33 protein-coding genes, 4 tRNA genes and 1 pseudogene are annotated in these 21,678 nt (G+C 39.5%); 31 read left to right on the top strand and 7 right to left on the bottom strand.

From position 1 onward, the window contains the following. Positions 1-10 precede the first annotated feature (10 nt). From rpsS to SKM54_RS01985, 25 genes and pseudogenes are all read left to right on the top strand, one after another. Positions 11-286 carry a 30S ribosomal protein S19 gene (rpsS, locus tag SKM54_RS02105; protein WP_004281508.1) on the top strand — a complete coding sequence of 92 codons (276 nt, stop codon included), beginning with the start codon at positions 11-13 and terminating at the stop codon, positions 284-286. Positions 287-295: 9 nt separating this feature from the next. Beyond that, entirely contained in the window at positions 296-625 is a 330-nt protein-coding gene (gene rplV, locus SKM54_RS02100; protein WP_086189609.1) for a 50S ribosomal protein L22, read from the top strand. A 1-nt stretch (position 626) separates the two neighbouring features. Then, a pseudogene (rpsC, locus tag SKM54_RS02095) lies at positions 627-1,443 on the top strand (30S ribosomal protein S3). Further along, on the top strand, positions 1,383-1,796 hold the full coding sequence (rplP, locus tag SKM54_RS02090; RefSeq protein ID WP_154771859.1) for a 50S ribosomal protein L16: 414 nt from the start codon (positions 1,383-1,385) through the stop codon (positions 1,794-1,796). Before rpsC ends, rplP begins: the two are co-directional and overlap by 61 nt. Then, the gene (gene rpmC, locus SKM54_RS02085; RefSeq protein ID WP_004825188.1) at positions 1,796-1,993 is read left to right on the top strand and encodes a 50S ribosomal protein L29; all 198 of its coding nucleotides are present in this window, start codon (positions 1,796-1,798) and stop codon (positions 1,991-1,993) included. Before rplP ends, rpmC begins: the two co-directional genes overlap by 1 nt. Beyond that, positions 1,990-2,247, top strand: coding sequence for a 30S ribosomal protein S17 (gene rpsQ, locus SKM54_RS02080; RefSeq protein ID WP_154771860.1), 258 nt, complete (start codon positions 1,990-1,992; stop codon positions 2,245-2,247). The genes rpmC and rpsQ overlap by 4 nt, the downstream gene beginning before the upstream one ends. A 91-nt stretch (positions 2,248-2,338) precedes the next feature. Continuing rightward, the gene (gene rplN, locus SKM54_RS02075) at positions 2,339-2,707 is read left to right on the top strand and encodes a 50S ribosomal protein L14 (protein WP_067762909.1); all 369 of its coding nucleotides are present in this window, start codon (positions 2,339-2,341) and stop codon (positions 2,705-2,707) included. A gap of 9 nt (positions 2,708-2,716) precedes the next feature. After that, positions 2,717-3,034, top strand: coding sequence for a 50S ribosomal protein L24 (gene rplX, locus SKM54_RS02070; protein ID WP_154771861.1), 318 nt, complete (start codon positions 2,717-2,719; stop codon positions 3,032-3,034). A gap of 16 nt (positions 3,035-3,050) precedes the next feature. Further along, positions 3,051-3,587 carry a 50S ribosomal protein L5 gene (rplE, locus tag SKM54_RS02065; RefSeq protein ID WP_154771862.1) on the top strand — a complete coding sequence of 179 codons (537 nt, stop codon included), beginning with the start codon at positions 3,051-3,053 and terminating at the stop codon, positions 3,585-3,587. Positions 3,588-3,596: 9 nt separating this feature from the next. Then, positions 3,597-3,902 (top strand): 30S ribosomal protein S14, encoded by a 306-nt coding sequence (rpsN, locus tag SKM54_RS02060; RefSeq protein ID WP_120373538.1) that lies wholly within the window; start codon positions 3,597-3,599, stop codon positions 3,900-3,902. Between the two features lie 12 nt (positions 3,903-3,914). After that, a complete protein-coding gene (gene rpsH / locus SKM54_RS02055; protein ID WP_154771863.1) occupies positions 3,915-4,310 on the top strand; it encodes a 30S ribosomal protein S8 in 396 nt (131 codons plus the stop codon). Positions 4,311-4,323: 13 nt separating this feature from the next. Next, positions 4,324-4,857, top strand: a complete 534-nt coding sequence (rplF, locus tag SKM54_RS02050) for a 50S ribosomal protein L6 (protein ID WP_248102004.1) — start codon at positions 4,324-4,326, stop codon at positions 4,855-4,857. 14 nt (positions 4,858-4,871) lie between these two features. Beyond that, positions 4,872-5,222, top strand: a complete 351-nt coding sequence (gene rplR / locus SKM54_RS02045; protein WP_152874603.1) for a 50S ribosomal protein L18 — start codon at positions 4,872-4,874, stop codon at positions 5,220-5,222. 2 nt (positions 5,223-5,224) lie between these two features. Beyond that, positions 5,225-5,722, top strand: a complete 498-nt coding sequence (gene rpsE / locus SKM54_RS02040) for a 30S ribosomal protein S5 (RefSeq protein ID WP_154771865.1) — start codon at positions 5,225-5,227, stop codon at positions 5,720-5,722. A 6-nt stretch (positions 5,723-5,728) separates the two neighbouring features. Continuing rightward, positions 5,729-5,905, top strand: coding sequence for a 50S ribosomal protein L30 (gene rpmD / locus SKM54_RS02035; protein ID WP_154771866.1), 177 nt, complete (start codon positions 5,729-5,731; stop codon positions 5,903-5,905). 3 nt (positions 5,906-5,908) lie between these two features. Next, complete coding sequence (rplO, locus tag SKM54_RS02030; protein WP_154771867.1) at positions 5,909-6,349, top strand: 50S ribosomal protein L15; 441 nt, start codon at positions 5,909-5,911, stop codon at positions 6,347-6,349. A 45-nt stretch (positions 6,350-6,394) separates the two neighbouring features. Then, positions 6,395-7,714 carry a preprotein translocase subunit SecY gene (gene secY / locus SKM54_RS02025; RefSeq protein ID WP_171501184.1) on the top strand — a complete coding sequence of 440 codons (1,320 nt, stop codon included), beginning with the start codon at positions 6,395-6,397 and terminating at the stop codon, positions 7,712-7,714. Between the two features lie 20 nt (positions 7,715-7,734). Next, positions 7,735-7,851 carry a 50S ribosomal protein L36 gene (rpmJ, locus tag SKM54_RS02020; RefSeq protein ID WP_000867907.1) on the top strand — a complete coding sequence of 39 codons (117 nt, stop codon included), beginning with the start codon at positions 7,735-7,737 and terminating at the stop codon, positions 7,849-7,851. Between the two features lie 106 nt (positions 7,852-7,957). After that, a complete protein-coding gene (rpsM, locus tag SKM54_RS02015) occupies positions 7,958-8,314 on the top strand; it encodes a 30S ribosomal protein S13 (RefSeq protein WP_154771868.1) in 357 nt (118 codons plus the stop codon). 19 nt (positions 8,315-8,333) lie between these two features. Beyond that, the gene (gene rpsK, locus SKM54_RS02010) at positions 8,334-8,720 is read left to right on the top strand and encodes a 30S ribosomal protein S11 (RefSeq protein WP_001040166.1); all 387 of its coding nucleotides are present in this window, start codon (positions 8,334-8,336) and stop codon (positions 8,718-8,720) included. A gap of 12 nt (positions 8,721-8,732) precedes the next feature. Beyond that, entirely contained in the window at positions 8,733-9,359 is a 627-nt protein-coding gene (rpsD, locus tag SKM54_RS02005; protein ID WP_154771869.1) for a 30S ribosomal protein S4, read from the top strand. 16 nt (positions 9,360-9,375) lie between these two features. After that, complete coding sequence (locus SKM54_RS02000) at positions 9,376-10,383, top strand: DNA-directed RNA polymerase subunit alpha (RefSeq protein WP_154771870.1); 1,008 nt, start codon at positions 9,376-9,378, stop codon at positions 10,381-10,383. An 18-nt stretch (positions 10,384-10,401) separates the two neighbouring features. After that, positions 10,402-10,767, top strand: coding sequence for a 50S ribosomal protein L17 (rplQ, locus tag SKM54_RS01995; protein ID WP_034587447.1), 366 nt, complete (start codon positions 10,402-10,404; stop codon positions 10,765-10,767). A gap of 327 nt (positions 10,768-11,094) precedes the next feature. Next, positions 11,095-11,355 (top strand): FAD assembly factor SdhE, encoded by a 261-nt coding sequence (locus SKM54_RS01990; RefSeq protein ID WP_321087623.1) that lies wholly within the window; start codon positions 11,095-11,097, stop codon positions 11,353-11,355. A 10-nt stretch (positions 11,356-11,365) separates the two neighbouring features. Continuing rightward, positions 11,366-11,731: a hypothetical protein gene (locus tag SKM54_RS01985; RefSeq protein ID WP_321093761.1), complete on the top strand. Its 366-nt coding sequence runs from the start codon at positions 11,366-11,368 to the stop codon at positions 11,729-11,731. A gap of 226 nt (positions 11,732-11,957) precedes the next feature. Here SKM54_RS01985 and SKM54_RS01980 read toward each other — a convergent pair whose 3' ends face one another. The 5 genes from SKM54_RS01980 to rnr all read right to left on the bottom strand — a co-directional run bounded on the left by SKM54_RS01980 (position 11,958) and on the right by rnr (position 18,196). After that, a complete protein-coding gene (locus tag SKM54_RS01980; protein ID WP_321093758.1) occupies positions 11,958-12,836 on the bottom strand; it encodes a DMT family transporter in 879 nt (292 codons plus the stop codon). Positions 12,837-12,892: 56 nt separating this feature from the next. Beyond that, complete coding sequence (locus SKM54_RS01975; protein WP_321091233.1) at positions 12,893-13,318, bottom strand: hypothetical protein; 426 nt, start codon at positions 13,316-13,318, stop codon at positions 12,893-12,895. 16 nt (positions 13,319-13,334) lie between these two features. After that, positions 13,335-13,547 (bottom strand): YheV family putative zinc ribbon protein, encoded by a 213-nt coding sequence (locus tag SKM54_RS01970; RefSeq protein WP_427986188.1) that lies wholly within the window; start codon positions 13,545-13,547, stop codon positions 13,335-13,337. 45 nt (positions 13,548-13,592) lie between these two features. Then, positions 13,593-15,620 carry a M3 family metallopeptidase gene (locus SKM54_RS01965; protein WP_321093756.1) on the bottom strand — a complete coding sequence of 676 codons (2,028 nt, stop codon included), beginning with the start codon at positions 15,618-15,620 and terminating at the stop codon, positions 13,593-13,595. A 155-nt stretch (positions 15,621-15,775) separates the two neighbouring features. Further along, positions 15,776-18,196, bottom strand: coding sequence for a ribonuclease R (rnr, locus tag SKM54_RS01960; protein WP_321094113.1), 2,421 nt, complete (start codon positions 18,194-18,196; stop codon positions 15,776-15,778). 264 nt (positions 18,197-18,460) lie between these two features. On the opposite strand from rnr, the gene SKM54_RS01955 reads away from it, so the two are divergent. The 6 genes from SKM54_RS01955 (at position 18,461) to SKM54_RS01930 (ending at position 20,466) form a co-directional block, all read left to right on the top strand. After that, positions 18,461-18,550, top strand: a tRNA-Ser gene (locus SKM54_RS01955). A 16-nt stretch (positions 18,551-18,566) separates the two neighbouring features. After that, a tRNA-Arg gene (locus SKM54_RS01950) sits at positions 18,567-18,643 on the top strand. Between the two features lie 41 nt (positions 18,644-18,684). Continuing rightward, positions 18,685-18,761: transfer RNA gene (locus SKM54_RS01945), tRNA-Arg, on the top strand. 271 nt (positions 18,762-19,032) lie between these two features. After that, a tRNA-Arg gene (locus tag SKM54_RS01940) sits at positions 19,033-19,109 on the top strand. Between the two features lie 185 nt (positions 19,110-19,294). Further along, positions 19,295-19,795, top strand: a complete 501-nt coding sequence (locus SKM54_RS01935) for a YcxB family protein (protein WP_248102010.1) — start codon at positions 19,295-19,297, stop codon at positions 19,793-19,795. Positions 19,796-19,824: 29 nt separating this feature from the next. Beyond that, a complete protein-coding gene (locus SKM54_RS01930) occupies positions 19,825-20,466 on the top strand; it encodes a fumarylacetoacetate hydrolase family protein (protein ID WP_321091230.1) in 642 nt (213 codons plus the stop codon). A gap of 88 nt (positions 20,467-20,554) precedes the next feature. Here SKM54_RS01930 and msrA read toward each other — a convergent pair whose 3' ends face one another. Further along, complete coding sequence (gene msrA, locus SKM54_RS01925; protein WP_321088886.1) at positions 20,555-21,073, bottom strand: peptide-methionine (S)-S-oxide reductase MsrA; 519 nt, start codon at positions 21,071-21,073, stop codon at positions 20,555-20,557. Between the two features lie 118 nt (positions 21,074-21,191). Further along, on the bottom strand, positions 21,192-21,647 hold the full coding sequence (locus SKM54_RS01920) for an META domain-containing protein (RefSeq protein ID WP_321093754.1): 456 nt from the start codon (positions 21,645-21,647) through the stop codon (positions 21,192-21,194). Positions 21,648-21,678 lie beyond the last annotated feature (31 nt).

Below are 21,678 nucleotides of genomic sequence, written 5' to 3'. Positions count from 1 at the left end.
GAATCTGACAATGCCTCGTTCTCTGAAAAAAGGCCCATTCGTCGATGCGCACTTGTTCGCTAAGGTTGAAGCGGCTATCGCGGCTAATAACCGTAAGCCGATCAAAACTTGGTCGCGTCGTTCGATGATCCTCCCGGATTTTGTTGGTTTAACAATTTCTGTCCATAATGGTCGTAACCATGTTCCAGTGATCGTATCTGAACATATGGTTGGTCATAAACTCGGTGAATTCGCGCCAACTCGTACCTATCGTGGTCACGGTGTTGACAAGAAGTCTAAACGTTAAGGTGCTATGATGGAAGTTACTGCTAAATTACGCGGTGCCGCTATCTCGGCACAAAAAGCACGTTTGGTTGCAGATTTAATCCGTGGCAAATCTATTGCTCACGCGCTTAATATCTTAAACTTCAGCAACAAAAAAGCTGCAGTTTTAGTTAAAAAAGCATTGGAATCTGCAATTGCGAATGCTGAACACAATAACAGTTTAGATGTAGACGACCTTAAAGTTTCTACGATTTACGTTGATGAAGGCACTAGCCTTAAACGTATTTTGCCACGTGCTAAAGGCCGTGCAGATCGTATTACTAAGCGTACTTGTCACATTACCGTTAAGGTAGGGGTTTGATATGGGTCAGAAGGTTCATCCAATCGGTATCCGCCTAGGTGTTGTGAAACGTCATAACGCTAATTGGTATGCGAGTCCGAAACAATACGCTGAATACTTGCTTAAAGATTTGCAAGTTCGTGAGTTTTTGAACAAAAAACTTAAGAATGCAATGATCAGCAATATTCTTATCGAACGTCCTACGGGCGCTGCTAAAATTACTATTAGCACTGCACGTCCTGGTATCGTTATCGGTAAAAAAGGCGAAGACATTGAGAAATTACAACGCGAATTAACATCTATTATGGGTGTTCCTGCGCAAGTAAGCATCAACGAAATCGACCGTCCAGATTTAGATGCTCGTTTAGTTGCTGAAGGTATTGCTTCACAATTAGAAAAGCGTGTTATGTTCCGTCGTGCTATGAAGCGTGCGGTTCAAAACTCTATGCGTGCTGGTGCTAAAGGTATCAAAGTTGAAGTTTCAGGTCGTTTAGGCGGTGCTGAGATTGCTCGTACAGAATGGTATCGTGAAGGTCGTGTACCTTTGCATACTTTACGTGCTGACATTGATTACTCATCAGTTCGTGCTGAGACTACTTACGGTACGATCGGTGTTAAAGTTTGGGTATTCCGTGGTGAGATTTTAGGTGGCATGAAACAAGTCATGAACCCTGCTCCTGCTGAAGAACGTCCAGCTAAACGCGGTCGCGGTCGTGGTGAAGGTCAAGAGCGTCGTGGTCGTCGCAATGATCGTTCTGCTGAAAAAGGAGAATAATCCATGTTGCAACCTAAACGTACTAAATTCCGCAAAGTGCAAAAAGGCCGTAACACTGGTTTAGCACATCGCGGTAGCACTGTATCTTTCGGTACAATTGCACTTAAATCAGTTGAACGTGGTCAAATGACTGCACGTCAAATTGAAGCAGCGCGTCGTACAATCAGCCGTCGTATTAAACGTGGTGGTAAGATCTTTATCCGTGTTTTCCCAGACAAACCAATTACTAGTAAGCCATTAGAAGTTCGTATGGGTAAAGGTAAAGGTTCTGTGGAATACTGGGTTTGCCAAATCAAACCAGGTAAAGTCTTGTACGAAATTGATGGTGTTAACGAAGAATTGGCACGTGAGGCATTTGTTCTTGCTGCTGCTAAGCTTCCGTTTAAAACCACTATCGTGACTCGGACGGTAATGTAATGAAAACTAAAGATCTACGTGAAAAGTCGGTAGAAGAATTGACAGCTTTGCTTGATGAGCAACAGTTGAACCAATTCCGTCTTCGTATGGCTAAAGCAACTGGTCAATTGGGTAAATCGCACGAAGTTGCGCTTACTCGTAAGACTATTGCTCGCATCAAGACCCTCCTTACCGAAAAACAGGGGAACGCACAATGAGTGAGCAAACAGTTCGCACGTTAACAGGTAAAGTAGTAAGCGACAAAATGGAGAAATCTATTGTTGTTCTTATTGAACGCCGCGTTCAACACCCGTTGTATGGCAAATCAATCCGCCGTTCAACAAAATTACACGCTCATGATGAGAACAACACTGCTAAAGTTGGCGATGTTGTAACCATTAAAGAAAGCCGCCCAGTTTCTAAAACTAAGTCTTGGACTTTAGTTGAAGTGATTGAAGCAGCTGCTGAGTAATTAGACGTTCTTGTTGCATCATCGGTTAATTTCGAGTACTCTTTGAGCCTTTCGAAATGTGACCGGTGATGCTCGGTTTTGGAGTAGGGCAATGATTCAAACCGAAAGTATGCTAGACGTAGCAGACAACAGTGGTGCTCGCCGCGTACAATGTATTAAAGTACTAGGTGGTTCACATCGTCGTTATGCTTCTGTTGGCGACATTATTAAAGTTACTGTAAAAGAAGCTATTCCTCGTGGCCGTGTTAAAAAAGGCGACGTGATGAATGCTGTAGTTGTTCGTACTAAGTTCGGCATCCGTCGTCCAGACGGTTCTGTGATCCGTTTTGATGATAATGCTGCTGTTATCTTAAATACGAACAAAGCGCCGATTGCAACTCGTATTTTCGGACCAGTGACTCGTGAACTTCGTACTGAACAGTTCATGAAAATTATTTCATTGGCTCCTGAAGTACTATAAGAGGCGATCATGGCTAAGATTAAAAAAGGCGATCAAGTAATTGTGATCGCAGGTAAAGAAAAAGGCAAACAGGGTTCTGTTCTGTCTGTTTCAAACGACCGTGTTCTAGTTGAAGGCTTGAACTTGGTTAAGAAGCATCAAAAGCCGAACCGTGCAACAGGTGCTGAAGGCGCTGTAGTTACACAAGAAGCTTCGCTTCATATCTCAAACGTGGCAATTTTTAATGCTACAACCCAAAAGGCTGACCGTGTTGGTTACCAAGTGATTGATGGCGCGAAAACTCGCGTTTACAAATCAAATGGTGAATCAGTGGCGGTAGCGAAGTAATAGGTTGATTTAGGCTATGGCCAGACTTAAAACACGTTATAACGACGAACTTAAGGCTCAGTTACAAGAAACTTTAGCTCTTAAGAATGTGATGGATATTCCACGCATTACTAAAATTACCATTAACATGGGTGTTGGTGCAGCTTCAGCTGACAAGAAATTGTTAGATGGCGCTCTAGCTGACATGCAAGCTATTGCTGGTCAAAAACCAGTTCTTACATTAGCTCGCAAATCAATCGCTGGTTTCAAAATCCGTGATGGTTGGCCGATTGGTTGTAAAGTTACTTTACGCGGCGAACGTATGTACGAATTCTTAGACCGTTTGATCTCTATCGCGATCCCTCGTATCCGTGACTTCCGTGGTTTCTCTGCGAAATCATTCGATGGTCGTGGTAACTACTCAATGGGTCTTAAGGAACAAATCATGTTCCCTGAAATCGATTTTGATAAGATTGACCGTATTCGTGGTATGGACATTACCATCACTACGACTGCTCGTACTGATGACGAAGGCCGTGCGCTTATGCGTGCATTCGGCTTCCCGTTCAAATAAGAGGTCGATATGGCTAAGAAAGGTATGATTAATCGCGAATTGAAACGCGAAGCTACTGTAGCTAAATACGCTGCGAAACGTGCTGAACTTAAAGCAATTATCGCAAACGTAAATGCATCAGATGAAGAACGTTTCGAAGCGATGATGAAATTTCAAGCATTACCACGTAATGCGTCTCCAGTACGTCTGCGTAACCGTTGTGGTTTAACTGGTCGTCCTCATGGTTACTTCCGTAAGTTCGGTCTAAGCCGTAACAAATTACGCGATACAGTAATGCAAGGTGATGTACCGGGCGTTGTTAAGGCAAGCTGGTAAGGAGCACTATAAATGAGTATGCAAGATACCGTTGCCGACATGTTAACACGTGTTCGTAACGCACAAATGGCTAAGAAACAAACTGTTTCTATGCCAAACTCAAAGTTAAAAGTTGCAATCGCTAACGTTCTTCAACAAGAAGGTTATATTGCTGAAGTAGCTGTTGCTGATGCTGAAGGTAAAGCAACGCTTACTTTGACTTTAAAATATTTCGAAGGCAAACCAGTTATCGATACTGTTAAGCGCGTAAGCCGTCCAGGTCTTCGCCAATATCGCGGTAAAGATGCACTTCCTAGCGTTAAGCAAGGTTTAGGTATTGCAATTGTTTCTACAAGCAAAGGCATCATGACTGATCGCGCTGCACGTGCTGCGGGCATCGGTGGTGAAGTTATTGCTTTTGTTTCTTAATAGGTGATTCCTCATGTCTCGTGTGGCTAAAGCCCCAGTAACTGTACCTAACGGTGTAACAGTTACTCAGAACGGCCGGCAGGTCGAAGTGAAAGGCACTAAAGGTACATTGTCTTTCAACCTGCATGCGCTGGTCGAGCTTAAACAGGAAGACGGTACATTAGTTGTTGCTCCAGTTAAAGAATCTAAAGATTCTTGGATGCAAGCTGGTACTGCTCGCGCTGTTCTTAACAACCTTGTTAAAGGTGTTAGCGAAGGTTTCGAACGAAAGTTACAACTTATCGGTGTTGGTTATAAAGCTGCGGTTAAAGGTAATGTTATTAACCTTAGCCTTGGTTTCTCTCACCCGGTAGATTACAACCTTCCTGAAGGTGTAACTGCAGAAACTCCAACTGCTACTGAAATTATTCTTAAATCTGCTGATAAAGCAGCTTTAGGCCAAGTAGCTGCGGAAATTCGTGGTTACCGTCCTCCTGAGCCTTATAAAGGTAAAGGTGTTCGTTATTCTGACGAAGTTGTACTTCGTAAAGAAGCTAAGAAGAAATAAGGCGCGAGGTTCTTATGAACGAAAAGAAACAATCCCGTTTGCGTCGTGCGAAAAGCACACGCTTGCACATTCGTGCATTGGGTGCGACTCGTTTGTGTGTAAACCGCACTCCGCGTCACATCTATGCTCAAGTTATCTCAGCAGATGGTGGCAAAGTATTAGCTCAAGCTTCTACTTTAGATGCTACTCTACGTGCTGGTACAACTGGTAACGTAAATGCAGCCCAACAAGTTGGTGCTTTAATTGCAGAGCGTGCGAAAGCTGCTGGTGTAACTAAAGTTGCATTTGACCGTTCTGGTTTTAAATATCATGGTCGTATCAAAGCCTTGGCTGATGCTGCTCGTGAAAACGGTTTGGAGTTCTAATCATGGCTAAAGTTGAACAAAACGAAGGTCTTGTTGAAAAGCTGGTTGCCGTTGATCGTGTAGCCAAAGTTGTTAAGGGTGGTCGTATCTTCTCTTTCACAGCGTTAACTGTTGTGGGTGATGGTAATGGTCGCGTAGGTTTCGGTCGTGGTAAAGCACGTGAAGTTCCAGCTGCTATTTCTAAAGCGCTTGAAGCTGCTCGTCGCAACATGATTACAGTTGATCTAGTTGATGGTACTGTTCAGCATCCTATCAATGCTCGTCACGGTGCAAGCCGCGTTTACATGCAACCTGCTTCTGAAGGTACTGGTGTAATTGCTGGTGGCGCTATGCGTGCAGTTTTAGAAGCTGTTGGCGTACGTAACGTATTAACTAAATGTTATGGCTCTACCAATGCTGCTAACGTAGTAAACGCAACTTTTAATGGTTTGCGTGATATGACTTCTCCTGAGAAAGTCGCTGCGAAACGTGGTTTGACAGTAGCACAAATTCAAGGGTAATCAATCATGAAAACGATTAAAGTTACCCAGACTAAATCTTCAGCTCATCGCTTGAAAAATCACAAGCTTAGCTTACAAGGTTTAGGTCTGCGTCGTATTGGTCATACTGTAGAAGTGCTAGATACGCCTTCTAACCGCGGTATGATCAACCAAGTCTACTATATGGTTAGTGTAGAGGAGTAAGCCATGACTCTGCGTTTAAATGAACTTGCACCTGCAGAAGGTGCAAAACGCGACAATTTACGTAAAGGTCGTGGTATCGGTTCTGGCGTTGGTAAAACCGGTGGCCGTGGTGTGAAAGGTCAAACTTCACGCTCTGGTGGTGGTGTACGTGCTGGATTCGAAGGTGGTCAAACTGCGTTATATCGTCGTTTACCTAAATTCGGTTTCACTAGCCAAATCGCTTTGAAAACTGCTGAAGTACGTTTATCTGAGCTTTCTAAAGTTGAAGGTGATATCGTTTCACTTGAAACTTTAAAAGCAGCGAATGTTGTTCGTAAAGACATGATTCGCGCTCGTATCGTACTTTCTGGTGAAATTACTCGTGCTTTCACTGTTAAAGGTGTTGCATTGACTAAAGGCGCTAAAGCTGCTCTTGAAGCTGCTGGCGGCAAAGTCGAGGAGTAATCCCCAGTGTCTATGACTCCTAGTTCTTCAGGTCATGTAAACATGATGAAAGGTCAACCATTTCACGTGAAATACCGTGAAATTATTCGCCGAATGATGTTCCTCATTGGTGCTTTGTTGGTTTTTCGACTAGGAGCGCATATTCCAGTACCGGGTATCAATAATGCTGCCCTAGAGAATCTTTTTAATGCAAACCAAGGTACTATCCTTGGTTTGTTTAACATGTTCTCTGGTGGTGCATTAGAGAGAATGTCTATTCTTGCTTTAGGCATTATGCCGTATATTTCTGCATCTATTATTGTGCAGTTAATGTCTACGGTTGTTCCTTCGCTCGAAGCTTTGAAAAAAGAAGGCGAGCAAGGTAAGCGTAAAATAAATCAATATACGAGACAAGGCACATTGTTTCTTGCATTAGTGCAAGCAATTGGTATGTGTGCAGGCTTAATTAGTCAGGGTATTACTTTGACAAACGGCATGGCATTCTACATTCCAGCAGTGACTTCTTTGGTTGCTGGTACAATGTTCTTAATGTGGTTGGGTGAGCAAATTACTGAGCGTGGGGTGGGTAATGGTATTTCCATGATCATCTTCGCTGGTATTGTTGCTGGATTGCCAAACTTAGTTTTGCAATCACTTACTTCGGTGGATAATGGTCAATCAAGCTTAATAGGCTTAGCAATATTTGGTTTATTATCTTTGGGGGTTTTAGCGGCAATTGTGTTTATTGAGAAGGCGCAACGTCGTATTCCTGTAAACTATGCTCAAAAACAACAAGGTCGTCGTGTATTTACTGCACAACAGACGCATTTGCCATTGAAAATTAATATGGCTGGTGTGATTCCTGCTATTTTTGCAAGTTCATTGCTTTTGTTCCCTGCGAGCTTAGGGCAATGGGTAGGAAGCTCTGATGAAAATGCTGGATTTATTCAACGTAGCCTACAAGATTTAGCATTAGTTCTGTCACCTGGTCAGCCGTTGTATTTGGTGCTCTTTGGTGCGTTAATTATCTTTTTCTGTTATTTCTATACTGCGCTAGTATTTAGCCCTAAAGAAGTTTCAGAAAACTTGAAACGCAGCGGAGCTTATGTGCCTGGTATACGCCCAGGTGAGCAAACTGCTCGTTACTTAGATCATATTCTCAATCGTTTGACTTTTATTGGCGCGATTTACATAACAGTGATCTGCTTAATGCCGATGATTCTACAAAGCTCTTTTGGTATACCATTCAGCTTGGGTGGGACATCTTTGCTAATTGTTGTGGTTGTTGTGATGGACTTTATGGCTCAGCTTCAAGCACATCTCACATCGCACCAATACGATAATCAAACATTAATGAGAAAAACGACTGCTCATCCTAAGGGATAAGCGCACTTAGAGGTTTCATCATGAAAGTACAAGCTTCTGTTAAGAAAATTTGTGGTAGCTGTAAAGTTATCCGTCGTAATGGGGTTATTCGCGTAATTTGTAGCGCTGAACCTCGTCATAAGCAGCGTCAAGGTTAATTTAATCAAGACCTGTTGATTTCAGTAGGCTAATTAGGTTATTATCCGCCCCTCAAGATTTTTGTGGGGCGGTTGATTATCCAATTGCCTTTTTGGAGAAAATTGAATGGCTCGTATTGCCGGTGTAAACATTCCGGATAACAAGCATGCTGTTATCTCTCTAACGTATATCTTTGGTATCGGTCGTCATACTGCTAAGTCTATTTTGGCTGCTGTTGGTATTGCAACTACTACTAAGATTCGTGAATTAGATGACGCTCAGCTTGATGCGATTCGTGCAGAAGTTGCTAAGGTTCCTACCGAAGGTGATTTACGTCGCGAAATTTCCATGAACATTAAACGTTTAATGGATTTAGGCTGCTACCGCGGTCTTCGTCATCGTCGCAGCTTGCCTGTCCGCGGACAACGCACAAAAACTAACGCTCGTACCCGTAAAGGTCCGCGCAAACCTATTAAGAAATAAGATTTCTGGAAGCTAAAAGATGGCTAAAGATACTCGCACACGCAAGAAGGTCACTCGTACCGTCTCTGAAGGTGTTGCACACATTCACGCTTCTTTTAATAACACCATTGTGACTATTACCGATCGTCAAGGTAATGCACTGGCTTGGGCTACCTCTGGTGGACAAGGCTTCCGTGGATCACGTAAATCAACTCCGTTTGCTGCTCAGGTAGCTGCTGAAGTTGCTGGTAAAGCTGCTTTAGATTACGGTTTGAAAAACCTGGACGTCCTTGTAAAAGGTCCTGGTCCTGGTCGTGAGTCTGCGGTTCGTGCTTTAGGTGCAGTGGGTTATAAAATTAACAGCATTACCGATGTGACGCCAATCCCGCACAACGGTTGCCGTCCACCTAAAAAACGTCGCGTGTAAGGAGAAACATTCATGGCTCGTTATATTGGTCCAAAATGCAAACTCTCTCGCCGCGAAGGGACAGACCTGCAACTTAAATCAGGCGTTAAACCGTTTGATGTTAAGACAAAAAAACATGCTAAAGCTCCTGGCCAACATGGCGGGGCTCGTGGTAGCAAACAATCTGAGTACTCACTACAATTACGTGAAAAACAAAAAGTACGTCGTATGTACGGTGTTTTAGAGCGTCAATTTAGTAATTACTATAAAGAAGCTGCTCGTGTTAAAGGCGCAACTGGTGAAAACTTGTTGAAATTGCTTGAAAGCCGCCTAGATAACGTTGTTTATCGCATGGGTTTTGGTTCTACACGTGCAGAAGCTCGTCAGCTAGTATCTCACCGCTCAATCACTTTAAATGGTCGTCGTGTTAACATCGCGTCTATCCAAGTTAAAGCGGGCGATGTGATTGCAGTTCACGAAGGTGCTAAACAACAATTACGTATTAAAAACGCAATTGAGTTGGCTGCTCAACGTGGTATTCCTTCTTGGATGGAAATTGACCATTCTAAGTTGGAAGGTACGTTTAAAGCTGCACCAGATCGTTCTGATTTACCTGCTGAAATCAACGAAAGCTTGATTGTAGAATTGTATTCTAAATAATCCTTGAGGAAGCAATATGACGCGTACTGCAAATGAGTTTCTAACTCCGCAAGCGATCAAGGTCGAAGCGGTTAGCGGGACCTCGGCAAAAGTTATTCTAGAACCATTAGAGCGTGGCTTTGGTCATACTCTGGGTAATGCTTTACGTCGCATCCTTCTTTCTTCTTTACCTGGCGCTGCTGTGGTTGAAGTTGAAATTGAGGGTGTTGAGCACGAGTACAGTACCTTGGAAGGCTTGCAGCAGGACATCGTCGAGCTCTTGCTGAACCTAAAAGGATTGTCTATTAAGCTGTTCGATCAAAATGAAGCTTATTTGACATTAGAGAAACAAGGTCCTGGCGACGTAACAGCCGCTGACCTTCGTTTACCTCATAATGTTGAAGTGGTTAACCCTGAACACTTGATCGGTACTCTTAGTGCTTCTGGCTCTTTAAAAATGCGCTTGAAAGTTTCTCAAGGTCGTGGTTATGAAACTTCTGATTCACGCTTCCCTGAAGGCGAAACTCGCCCTGTAGGTCGCTTACAATTAGATGCTTCTTATAGCCCAATCAAACGTGTGTCTTACATCGTAGAAAATGCGCGTGTAGAACAACGTACTGACCTTGATAAGCTGATCATTGATCTTGAAACAAATGGTACTGTAGATCCTGAAGAAGCTATCCGCAAAGCGGCAACAATTTTGCAACAACAAATTGCAATTTTTGTTGATCTTCAAAAAGATCAAGCACCAGTTGCTCAAGAGCCTCGTGAAGAAGTTGACCCAATCTTGCTTCGTCCAGTAGATGATCTAGAGCTTACTGTTCGTTCTGCTAACTGTTTGAAAGCAGAAAATATTTACTACATCGGTGATCTTGTTCAACGTACTGAAGTTGAGTTGTTAAAAACTCCTAACTTAGGTAAAAAATCGTTGACTGAGATTAAAGATGTTCTGGCTTCAAAAGGCTTGCAACTCGGCATGCGTTTAGAGAACTGGCCACCGGCTAGTCTCCGTATGGACGATCGCTTTGCCTATCGTAGCCGTTAATTAAGTAGGACTATCACCATGCGTCATCGTAATAGTGGTGTGAAATTAGGCCGTACAAGCAGTCATCGTAAAGCGATGTTCCAAAACATGGCTAATTCTTTGTTCGAACATGAGTTAATTAAAACTACTGTTCCTAAAGCTAAAGAATTACGTCGTGTTGCTGAGCCTTTAATCACTTTAGCTAAAGTCGATACAGTAGCAAACCGTCGTTTGGCGTTTGCTCGTACTCGTTCAGCAGCAACTGTTGGTAAATTATTTACCGTTCTTGGCCCTCGTTACAAAGAACGTAACGGCGGTTATCTACGTGTGCTTAAAGCAGGCTTCCGTGCAGGTGATGCTGCGCCAATGGCTTATGTTGAGCTTGTAGATCGCGAAGTTAAATAATTTCGTAAGAATAGCTTCAGTTGTTCTTAGAAAAAGCCGGTTTTTAACCGGCTTTTTTTATTTTTAAAATAAGTAAAATATCTGTCGTGAATAAATATTTTTAAGTTATATAAATAATAATTGATTAAGTGTTATTGGGTAGTAAATAAATTTTTCTTAAGTTGCTAGATAATTCCTTAAATAAAATAAATTTGTATTTATTGGCTCCTGTATTAATCAACTTAAATTTAATTCGTATCATGGCTTTGCATATAAATACATCGAAACTTTTTAAGAGCTAGGTTACACTAGAGTTTATTGAAATACGTTTAATTTTTGGATAAAACGATGACTGAAGAAATTAGTTTAGAAGAACGTAAGGTTATTTACCGTGCACGTCGTGGCTTAAAAGAAATTGATGTGTATTTTGATCCGTACGTTAAAAACTACTATTTGAAAGCAGATGCTGAAGAAAAAGAGATGTTTAATGAGTTGGTTGCTCAAGAAGATCCTGATCTTTTAGACTGGTTCATGGAGGTTTCTGAGCCACCACGTCCAGAACTTAAAGATTTTATTAAGAAATTGAAATTTTATGTGCATGGCGCATAGGGAATTTCATTTGAAACACAGTCGAATTTCGGTTGTGTTTCAATTGGTGATTATTCTCTTAATTATTTTCATTCTATATCAATCATTAAATATTCTATTTCTAATCTTTTCTATCATTCTTTTACTCCTTTCATTTTTACTCTTTAATAAAAAAGAAAAAACTGAGTATTTAGCTTATTTAGATGATGATGTTTGGAGTCTTAAATTTAAAAATAATAAAGAAATATATAGAATTGGTATTAAAAATATTTTAAATCATCAGTTATATGTAGTCGTTCAATTCAAGCAATCTGAGCAGAAACCAATTGTTATTTGGTTTGATCAGTTAAATCGTACACAGTGGAAAAACTTAAAAGTATTGTCAGTATTAAAATAAAAATCATCTAATAAATATGAAAAACTAAGCATTGTTAGACAATTTTTATACAATATTATTTCATTTCAATATACATTGTTGTAAGAGAGACTTTACCTCTAAAGATATTTTTTATTATTTTCAAACAAGACAGCCTATTTAGGTTATCAGTTTATAAGTAGCATGTGCAGAACCGTCGCAGTGCTACTTTTTTTTATTTAAATTTTATAAAAGTATTCTTTTGATTTTAGTTACTTTTTAGTTTGCTTTGTAATAATGGACTACATAATAAAATGGCAGATAAAATAAATACAAAGCCAATGATGCTATAGATATCTGGTAGTTCGTGCCAGAAAAAATATCCCCAAATTCCAGCAAAAATAATAGCAATGTAATTTACTGGCCCAATTTGACCTGCTGGTGCAAGTTTATATGCATTTGACATAAAAATTTGACTGATATTTGCAAGAATTCCTGCACAAATTAAATAGCCGAGTTCTGTATGGGTGTATGGGCGCCAGACAAAAAACATAGGAATTGATGAGATTATTGTGCCGAAAAAGCAAAAATAGAAAACAATACGTTCAGGTGGTTCTGTTGCAGTTAATGCTCGTACAGTTACAAATGCCATTGCGGCTAGAAAGCTTGAAACTAGTCCGATGATAGAGAGTAAATTAAATAAGCCTGCATCTGGTTTTGCAACAAAAAGTACGCCAAACAATCCAATAACCGCAGCTAAAAGCATTGTTTTGGTAATTTTCTCTTTCAAAAAAAGCCATGCTATTAATGGAATAAAAATTGGAGATGAATAAGAAAACACCATTGCATTTGAAAGCTTTAAATGAGCAATTGCATAAAAGAAACCATACATTGCTATAAGCCCAATGATTGAGCGCCAAGTATGCATCCAAAGTTTTTCAGTTTTAAAAAATGCAGAACCATATTTTATGATGAAGGGTATGAAAATACATAGGCCAACAATATTTCTAAAGAATACAACTGTTGCGTTATCTACTGTATAAGACGCATAACGAATACAAACACCCATGAGTGAAAAGAGAAGTGCTGAACAGGTTAAGCAAAGAATCGCGATTGGAAGATTCTGCTTTGAAGAAACATTGGTCATAAAAAAGGCTAGAATGGGTTTTAATTATTCTAGCCGAATTATCTATAAATGATAATTTATTTCGATTCAGTAAGTTGTGCTTCAAGTAATTTGATTTGTTCTTCTTTTAGCTGAATAAGTTGGTCAGCATCTGAATGTTGTGCTTTCAAAAGATCTTCCTGTTCTTTTAGCTGGCTTTGAATATCATCTAATTTAGCAACTTCTTCTTTTGCTAAAGATGCATTTTCAGGAACAGCTTCTTTAAGAATATCTTCAGAAACTAAAACTGAACTACTTTCCTCAAGAGTAATAATTTCACTTGCAGGTATTTCATTCGTCTTATTGAGTGCAATAGCTTCAGAAGCAGGTGATGTGTTATCACTTGGGTTTTCATCTTGCTTAGATGAAAAATTTAAATAAGCAAAAATACCCGCAATAATGAGAAGTAAAAAACCAATAATTCCCAATATTTTTTTTGAATTCTTTGTTTCTTCTATTGCCATGTGGTCAATCCTGTCATTATTTTTGACGTGGTTTGAATTGTATTACCCCAATATCATCGGGAATAGCTGGAACCTCAGGCTCATCAATATGAGTCGGGCGGTTTTCGCTATAGCCACAATCAATACATTCAATCCACTCATTATCACCAGAAGTAAGCATGACAACACGGTCTAAGGCCTGACATTTTGGGCATTTTGCACCAGCGATGAAACGACGCTTAAGAGTCATCATACTTACCTAAATTTAAACTAAGACAGGTAGTTTAAGATTTTACTAGGCATTCGTCCAACCTTGATGACGTAATAATGCATCAATTTTCGGCTCACGTTTTCGGAAATTGATAAATGCATCAAGTGCTTGGTCTTTTCCGCCAACTGCTAGAATAAACTTTCTAAACTGTTTTCCTGTTTCTGTGTTGAAAATGCCATCTTGCTCGAAACGATCAAAGGCATCACTAGCTAAAACCTCTGCCCATTTATAAGAGTAATAACCCGCAGCATAACCACCTGCAAAAATATGACTAAAACCATGTTGGAAGCGATTATAAGATGCTGTAGGCGCAACTGAATATTTATAGCGAATATCATCCATAGTTGCTTGGATGTTTGCCGCATTTAAAGCAGGATTGGCTTTATGAATATTTAAGTCAAATAAGGCGAATTCAATTTGACGTAAGGTTTGCATACCAGATTGGAAGAAACGTGCATTTAAGAGCGCTTTTAAAAGTTCTTTAGATAAAGTTTCTTTGGTTTCGATATGTTCGCTGAGCAAATCTAAACTTTCATGATCCCAAGCCCAAAACTCCATAAATTGGCTTGGAAGCTCCACAGCATCCCACGCTACGCCATGTGTACCTGCAACAGAAATATTGTCTACTTCAGTTAACATGTGATGTAAGCCATGTCCAAATTCATGGAATAGGGTAATCACTTCATCATGGGTTAATAGCGCAGGTTGGTCGCCCACAGGTGGAGTGAAGTTACACACCATGTAGCAAATTGGGTTTTGTAAACCGTTGCTTGTTTGCATGCGAGAACGGAAGCCACTCATCCATGCACCGCCACGTTTTCCGCTACGTGCATAAAGATCGAAGTAGAAGCCACCAACAACTTTACCTTGATCTTCCAGTTCAAAATAGCGTGCATCTTCATGCCAAACAGGTGCTTGGCGTTCCACAATATTGATGCCATAAAGACGATTCACAATGCTGAATAAGCCTTGCAAAATTTTAGGTGCAGGGAAGTAGGGTTTTAATGCTTCTTGTGAAAGATTAAATTGTTGAACTTTGAGTTTTTCTGAGTAGTAAGTGGTATCCCAAGGTTCTAAATTTGAAATACCATCTTCAGATGCAATAGCTTTTAATTCAGCAATTTCTTTTTCCGCAGGTGCGCGTGCATGTTCTGCTAAATCGATAAGGAATTTATCTACAGTTTCAACATCTGGTGCCATTTTGCTTGCAAGAGAAAGTTCTGCATAGTTTTGGAAACCAAGAAGTTGCGCCATTTCTTGACGTAAACTTAGAATTTCTTCCATCACCGCTGTATTGTCAAATTCAGGATGATCACTCATTTCTGATGCACGTGTTGTATAGGCTTTATAAAGCTCTTCACGTAATTCGCGGTTTTCGGCATACGTCATAATCGCAAGATAAGATGGAATATCTAAAGTTGCGACAGCTTGTTCTAACTCACGTTGTTGACCATATTGTTTTAATAGTTCAACACTGCTTTGCGGCAAGCCTTTAAGTTGATCTTCAGAAAGTGCTTTGAAGTAAGCTTGTGTTGCATCTAACACATGGTTTGAAAAGTCAGATGATAGTTGAGATAAACGTGCAGAAATTTCTGCATAACGTTTTTTTGCTTCGCCCTCTAACGCAACACCTGAAAGTTTGAAGTCACGTAAGGCAAGTTTAATAGCACTTTGTTGTGCTTCAGAAAGTGTCTCAAAATTCGCAGAATCATGCACATTTTGATAAGTTTGATAAAGCGCAGTGTGCTGACCAAGCTCTGTGTAATATTCACTTAAAGAAGGAAGTAATGCTTGATAAACTTCACGTGTTTCTGTGTTGTTCATAACTGCATTAAGGTGCGATAAAACACCCCAAGCTTCACTCATATTATTTTCAAGCGCATCAACTTGATCGAGTGTTGCAAGTTGTTCATTTGTAGATGCAGGAACTTCTGTAAGAGCTTTTAAGAAGCTTTGTCCTTGTTGAATGGCGTGTTCAATATTTTGTTTTAATGATTCAAGTGTAATTTGATCGAACTGTGGTACTGGCAAAGTTGCCTTTTCTAAAGTCATCGCAATGCGCCATAAATTTTCTAAGTTAATAGTAGATGTAAGGGCGGTAGGAAGATAAATCAAGAAGATTTATACGCTTTACTTGAATTAATCATTTAGATTTACTTTTTATAGATAAAAAAGAGCGCCGAAGCGCTCTTTTTTAGTTTTAAGAATTAATCTATTTTTGCTTTCGCATTAGATTTTTTCTTTTTTGCTTTGGCTTTTTTCTTCGCCTTCGCTTTCTCTATTTTTTCAGCCGATTTTTTCGTTGGCTTTGTATAAGAGCTTGGCTGACCTTTAGCTTTTTTCTTACGAAGCGGTTTTTCACCATCTTCGCTAGACACAGTTTTTGGACGTTCACCAAAAACTTCTTCTTTAGTGTGAGGAGGGGCTTTTGCTGCAACTCTTGGTGCACGGCTACGAATAGTTCGACCTGCATGCGTTAATTGTTGAAGCAATTCAAAGTCAATCTTACGATCTTCCAAGTTTACTGCTGCAACTTTAATTTTAACTTCATCGCCTAAGCTAAACGTTTGCCCACGACCTTGACCCACCAAACTTTGACTTGCTTGATCGAAGATAAAGAAGTCATCGCCCAATTGGCTTACGTGAATCATGCCATCAACATAAAGGTCTTTTAATGTTACAAATAGACCAAACTCTGCAACGGCAGAAATAACACCTACAAATTCTTCACCTAAGTGCTGATGCATGTAGTGGCATTTCAACCATGTGGTTACAGAGCGAGATGCTTCATCTGCACGACGTTCGGTTGCAGAAAAATGTGTTCCTGCTTCTTCTAAAGCACCACCTGAAAGTGGAGATGGCTTTTGTTTTAAGTGCGCTTTGATTGCTCTATGAAGTAACAAGTCAGGATAGCGACGAATTGGCGATGTGAAATGCGTATATGCATCGTATGCTAAACCGAAGTGACCTGCGTTATTTGGACCATAGTAAGCTTGCATCATTGAGCGTAAAAGTACGGCATGAATGCTTGGTGCATCAATACGGTCTTTGGTTGCTTCAATAACAGCTTGATAGTCTGCTTGTGTAGGTTGTTCTGGGAATTGCAAACCTAATAATTTTACAAAGTCGCGAACTTTTTGAATGCGTGAAAATTCTGGTGGCTCATGAATACGATAGAGCATTGGAATTTCATTTTTTAATGCATATTCTGCTGCTGCTACGTTGGCAAGCAACATGCACTCTTCAATTAGTTTATGTGCATCGTTACGGCTACGTGGCAAGATTTGATTAATGCCGCCTAACTCATCAAAGGTCATATACGTTTCAATAGTTTCAAATTCCATAGCATGACGTTCTGCACGTAAGCCTTTTAGAACTTGATATAACTGGAACAATGTATTTAACGATTTGCGAACATCACGATCTTCTGTAATTGCACTGCTGTCGCCATCAAAATATTGGGCAACTTTGTCATAGGTTAAACGTGCTTTTGAATGCATAACAGATGGATAGAATTCATAACCAGTTACTCGACCTGCACGTGATAATTTTAAATCACACACCATGCATAGGCGGTCAACATCTGGATTTAATGAACATAAGCCATTTGAAAGTGCTTCAGGAAGCATTGGTAGAACGAAATGAGGGAAATACACAGAAGTACCACGTTCTTGTGCTTCATCGTCTAGTGGCTTGCCTGTGCGCACGTAATGGCTCACATCGGCAATAGCAACAACAACACGATAACCGCCACCTGGACGTTTTTCTGCATATACAGCATCATCGAAGTCGCGAGCATCTTCACCATCAATAGTGACTAATGGTAAATCACGTAAATCGATACGATCTTTTCGGTCTTGTGCAGTTGGTTCTTTGAAGTTTTCAGCATCCTCAATCACTTCAGCAGGGAATTCATACGGCAAACCAAATTCTAAAATAGTTTGCGGAATAATAATTTCCGTATCTGCTTTATCTGCCATAGATTGAACAATATGACCTGTTGCAAATTCTTCACGTGTTGGATAGCTGTCTAGCTCTACACGTAAAGAATCACCAACATTCACTTTTGCATGTTCAATCAGTTCTTTTTCTAAAGTAATAGGTTGATGTGCATTTGGATTTGAAGGTTGAATGAAATATTCGCCTTCATGCACAGCCAATTTACCAATAATTTGTTTCACACGATGTTGCACAACTTCTGTAATAAAGCCCCAAGCTTTACCTTTACGATCTACAGATGTTTGGCGCACTTTAACGCGATCGCCATTAAACACAAGGCGAAGTTCACGCTCAGGAAGCAATAAATCATCATGACCTGAAATATTTGCGTTACCCATACCTTTTGAATTGATATAGACAGTTGCTTCGTGAACAGGTTGTTCTTCTGCAATTTGGAACTTAAACCCATCTTTCATGAGTTGACCGTCACGCACCATTGCAATTAAACGATGGCTTAAAGCATCAATACTTTTTTGATCTACAATTTTAAAATGCTCGACTAAATCTGCATGAGATAAAGGCGTAGCTTGTTTTTCAATAGTCTCAGTAATGAGAGTACGGCTTGGAATGGGATTTTCGTAACGTTCAGCTTCTGCTTTCGCTTCAGGATCGACCCAATTTTTCATAATATCTATGACTTCAAGTTAGAAGAATAGGTTTAGCATAAGTCATGCAAGGAAATACTGCACGCAATTGATGACAATATTGTGCATTCAGTCGGATTTTATAAAATAATTTGTGTAAACAGATTTTAAAATATCAAAAAACAACCAAAATTTAGAAAATAAACATTAAATTGTTTAAAAAGTATTTAATTGATCGAAAATATGAAAAATATATAAAGACTAGGCTTGCAGTAATTTCATTATCTTTGTATTATGGCGCCTCGTTACGGTGAGATGGGTGAGTGGCTGAAACCACATCCCTGCTAAGGATGCATACGGGTAACTGTATCGAGGGTTCGAATCCCTCTCTCACCGCCAACGAATAACTTGAAATGCGCTCATAGCTCAGCTGGATAGAGCACTTGGCTACGAACTAAGGGGTCGGGAGTTCGAATCTCTCTGAGCGCACCAATCAAGTTAATCGTGAACGAAGTCGAAAGACACTCAGGTACGCGCTCATAGCTCAGCTGGATAGAGCACTTGGCTACGAACTAAGGGGTCGGGAGTTCGAATCTCTCTGAGCGCACCAACTTAAACATTATTGCAAGTGTTTAAAATAAAGAACCGCACATGTTGCGGTTTTTTTGTGTCTGTAAATTTTGAAGATTAGGTTTATTAGCTCGGAATTTTTATTTTTTAACTTATAAAATAAATATGTGAATTGCTTAAAATTGTAAAATAGATGAAAGATTGTGCATAAAAGCGCATATCGAATAATTACTAAACACTTGAAAACTTATTTTAGAAATAAGGCTTAACATCTTTGATTTATCACGTATAATGCGTCACATCAAGACGTCGCGCTCATAGCTCAGCTGGATAGAGCACTTGGCTACGAACTAAGGGGTCGGGAGTTCGAATCTCTCTGAGCGCACCAACTTGATCATCTTAACGATGTAAAATTAGAAAGAAACTGCACTTGTTGCAGTTTTTTTGTGCCTGAAATTTATAAAAATAAAAACTGTTGCTCAATTAGCTAAATGTTTAGCATATAAAAACATAAGATCGCCATAGTTCTGGTGTAATATTTAGCTCACTTTATAAAATATTGATGATGCATAGATGTCTGAAACTAAGCCTACTTTATCTTTACGTTATTTTCTAAACTTAGAAGAATCGCAAGATGGTTTCGCACTTGCGACTTTTGGTAAAAAGCAATTTACACGTTTCATTACGCCTGCTGTAAGCCTTGGTATTATGATTTGGGGCTTTTATTTAGGCTTTGAGGGTGTTGGGCGTTATTATGTTGCTTTGGGTGCAGTATTTTTATTATTACAATTATTTATGCGCTACTGGTTTTTACCGATGATGTTTAAGCGCCAATTTGTGAAATATCAGTTTGGTAAAAGCGAGCAAGGTTTGGATTTATATCAAGACTATGCAGATTTATATGCAAATGGTCGTAAAGCAACTGTGAATTATACCGATGTGCAAAATTTTGCCAGTGGTAAATTGACATATATGCTTGAGCTTAAAAACAAAACTGTGATCATTGTGCCAAAGCGTGCAATTAATGATTCGGCAGACAAAACCATCTTTGAAAATACTTTTAATAAAAAATAATTTAACCTCAGTGATAGAAAAGGAACATCATGAATACACGTCCATCTAAAATTGTTTGTGTCGGTCGTAGTTATGCAGATCATGCGAGAGAATTAGGAAATACAATTCCTGATCGTCCTGTTTTGTTTATGAAGCCACCAAGCAGTTTAATTTCGTTGGAAGAGGGTATTTCGTGGAACTCTGACTGGGGAAGTTGTCATTATGAGTGCGAACTGACTTTACGTATTGACCGCACTTTAAAAGCGGAAACAGACCCGAAGAAAGCATTAGAAGCAATTGGTGCAATGACTTTGGGTTTAGATTTAACCTTGCGTGATGTACAAGATGATTTGAAAAAGAAAGGTCATCCTTGGGAACGTGCGAAAGCATTTGATGGTTCATGTATTCTTGCAGATTGGATTGATGCTTCTGAAGTTCAAAATTGGGATGATGTGCATTACACACTTCATATTAATGATGAGTTGCGTCAAAAAGGCGATACATCTTTCTTAATTTTTGATATTGGTTCTTTACTTGTAGATATTAGCCAAGTATTTACTTTAGAAGCTGGTGATGTGGTGATGACGGGTACGCCTGCTGGTGTTGCTGCACTTGCAAAAGGTGATCGTTTAAAAATGACGTTAAAAGGTCAAGCACAAGATTATGTTTGGCACACGGAAGTGAAAGCTTAAGTATTTCATCTAAGAATCTAAGGTGTTAAAAAGGACTGCATGTGCAGTCCTTTTTATTGCGTGACATTTTAAATAATGTGCATATAGATTATTTAAGTAAATCTGAAAATTTACTGCTTAATTTTAATAATTTAGGTGGAATGGCAAAGTTGCAGTAGCCTTGCGTAGGATTTTTTGCAAAATAGTTTTGATGATATTCTTCAGCAGGATAGAAAGTTGGAACTGGGCTAAGCTCCGTCACAATATTCAAATCTTCATCTTTTAAAGATTGAATCATTTTTTCTGCTTGTAGCTTTTGCTCATCATTAAAATAATAAATTACAGAGCGATATTGTGTGCCGACATCGTTGCCCTGACGGTTTAGCGTTGTAGGGTCGTGAATCGCAAAAAATACATTTAGCAGTTGTTCATATGAAATTTGAGTTTCATCAAACTCGACTAAAATAACTTCAGCATGGTTGGTATCGCCACGGCAAATATCATCATAAGTTGGGTTTGTTGTATGTCCGCCTGCATAGCCGCTTGTGCTGTGTGTTACCCCTTTAAGCTGCAAGAAAACAGCTTCTGTACACCAAAAACATCCACCACCAAATAATGCTTTTTGCATGAAATTATCCTAAATATTTATATTGTTTAAATATATGGGGAAGTTTTGAATGTTTACAATATTATTCATATAAATAGATACAAAAAAAGCCTGCATAAAGCAGGCTCTTTTTATTTGATTAACGCGGTTGAATTGCGCTTTCAAATTGAATCATTGTTGTGCCTTGAGCATCTAGTAAAGATAAAGTTTTACCTTCTACTTTGTAGTTTGTTACTTGCGCTAAAGCTTTGTTGAACAGTTGATCAACATTTGAATTATTTAGGCAAGCCATACGTGTTGTTGCAACTTGGCTGAAAGAAATTGAGTTTTTACCAGCGTCGAAAGAACCCATTAGGCGGTTACAGCCATCTGAACCTGTTACACGCTTAGTTGCTTCATCAAACTGTAAGCTTGCAATATTACGTTCTGAAGGATTTGTGATAAGTGCTGCACTACCAATTTTAGTTGCAACCCAAGTTTTGTTTTGTAATTGATTAAGGTTTGCTGTTGTCCCTGGTAATTGTGGTAATGATTGGCAACCAACGAAAGCCAATGTTGAACCTAAAAGCGAAACTGCTAAGAATTTTTTCAACATTTTTAAATGTCCTTATGAATTGATTTAATTA

Origin of the sequence: Acinetobacter faecalis (assembly GCF_034187745.1) — a bacterium.
Lineage (GTDB): Bacteria > Pseudomonadota > Gammaproteobacteria > Pseudomonadales > Moraxellaceae > Acinetobacter > Acinetobacter faecalis.
Note: the sequence above shows the minus strand (reverse complement) of the source record. Positions and strands in the feature narration are given on the sequence as shown.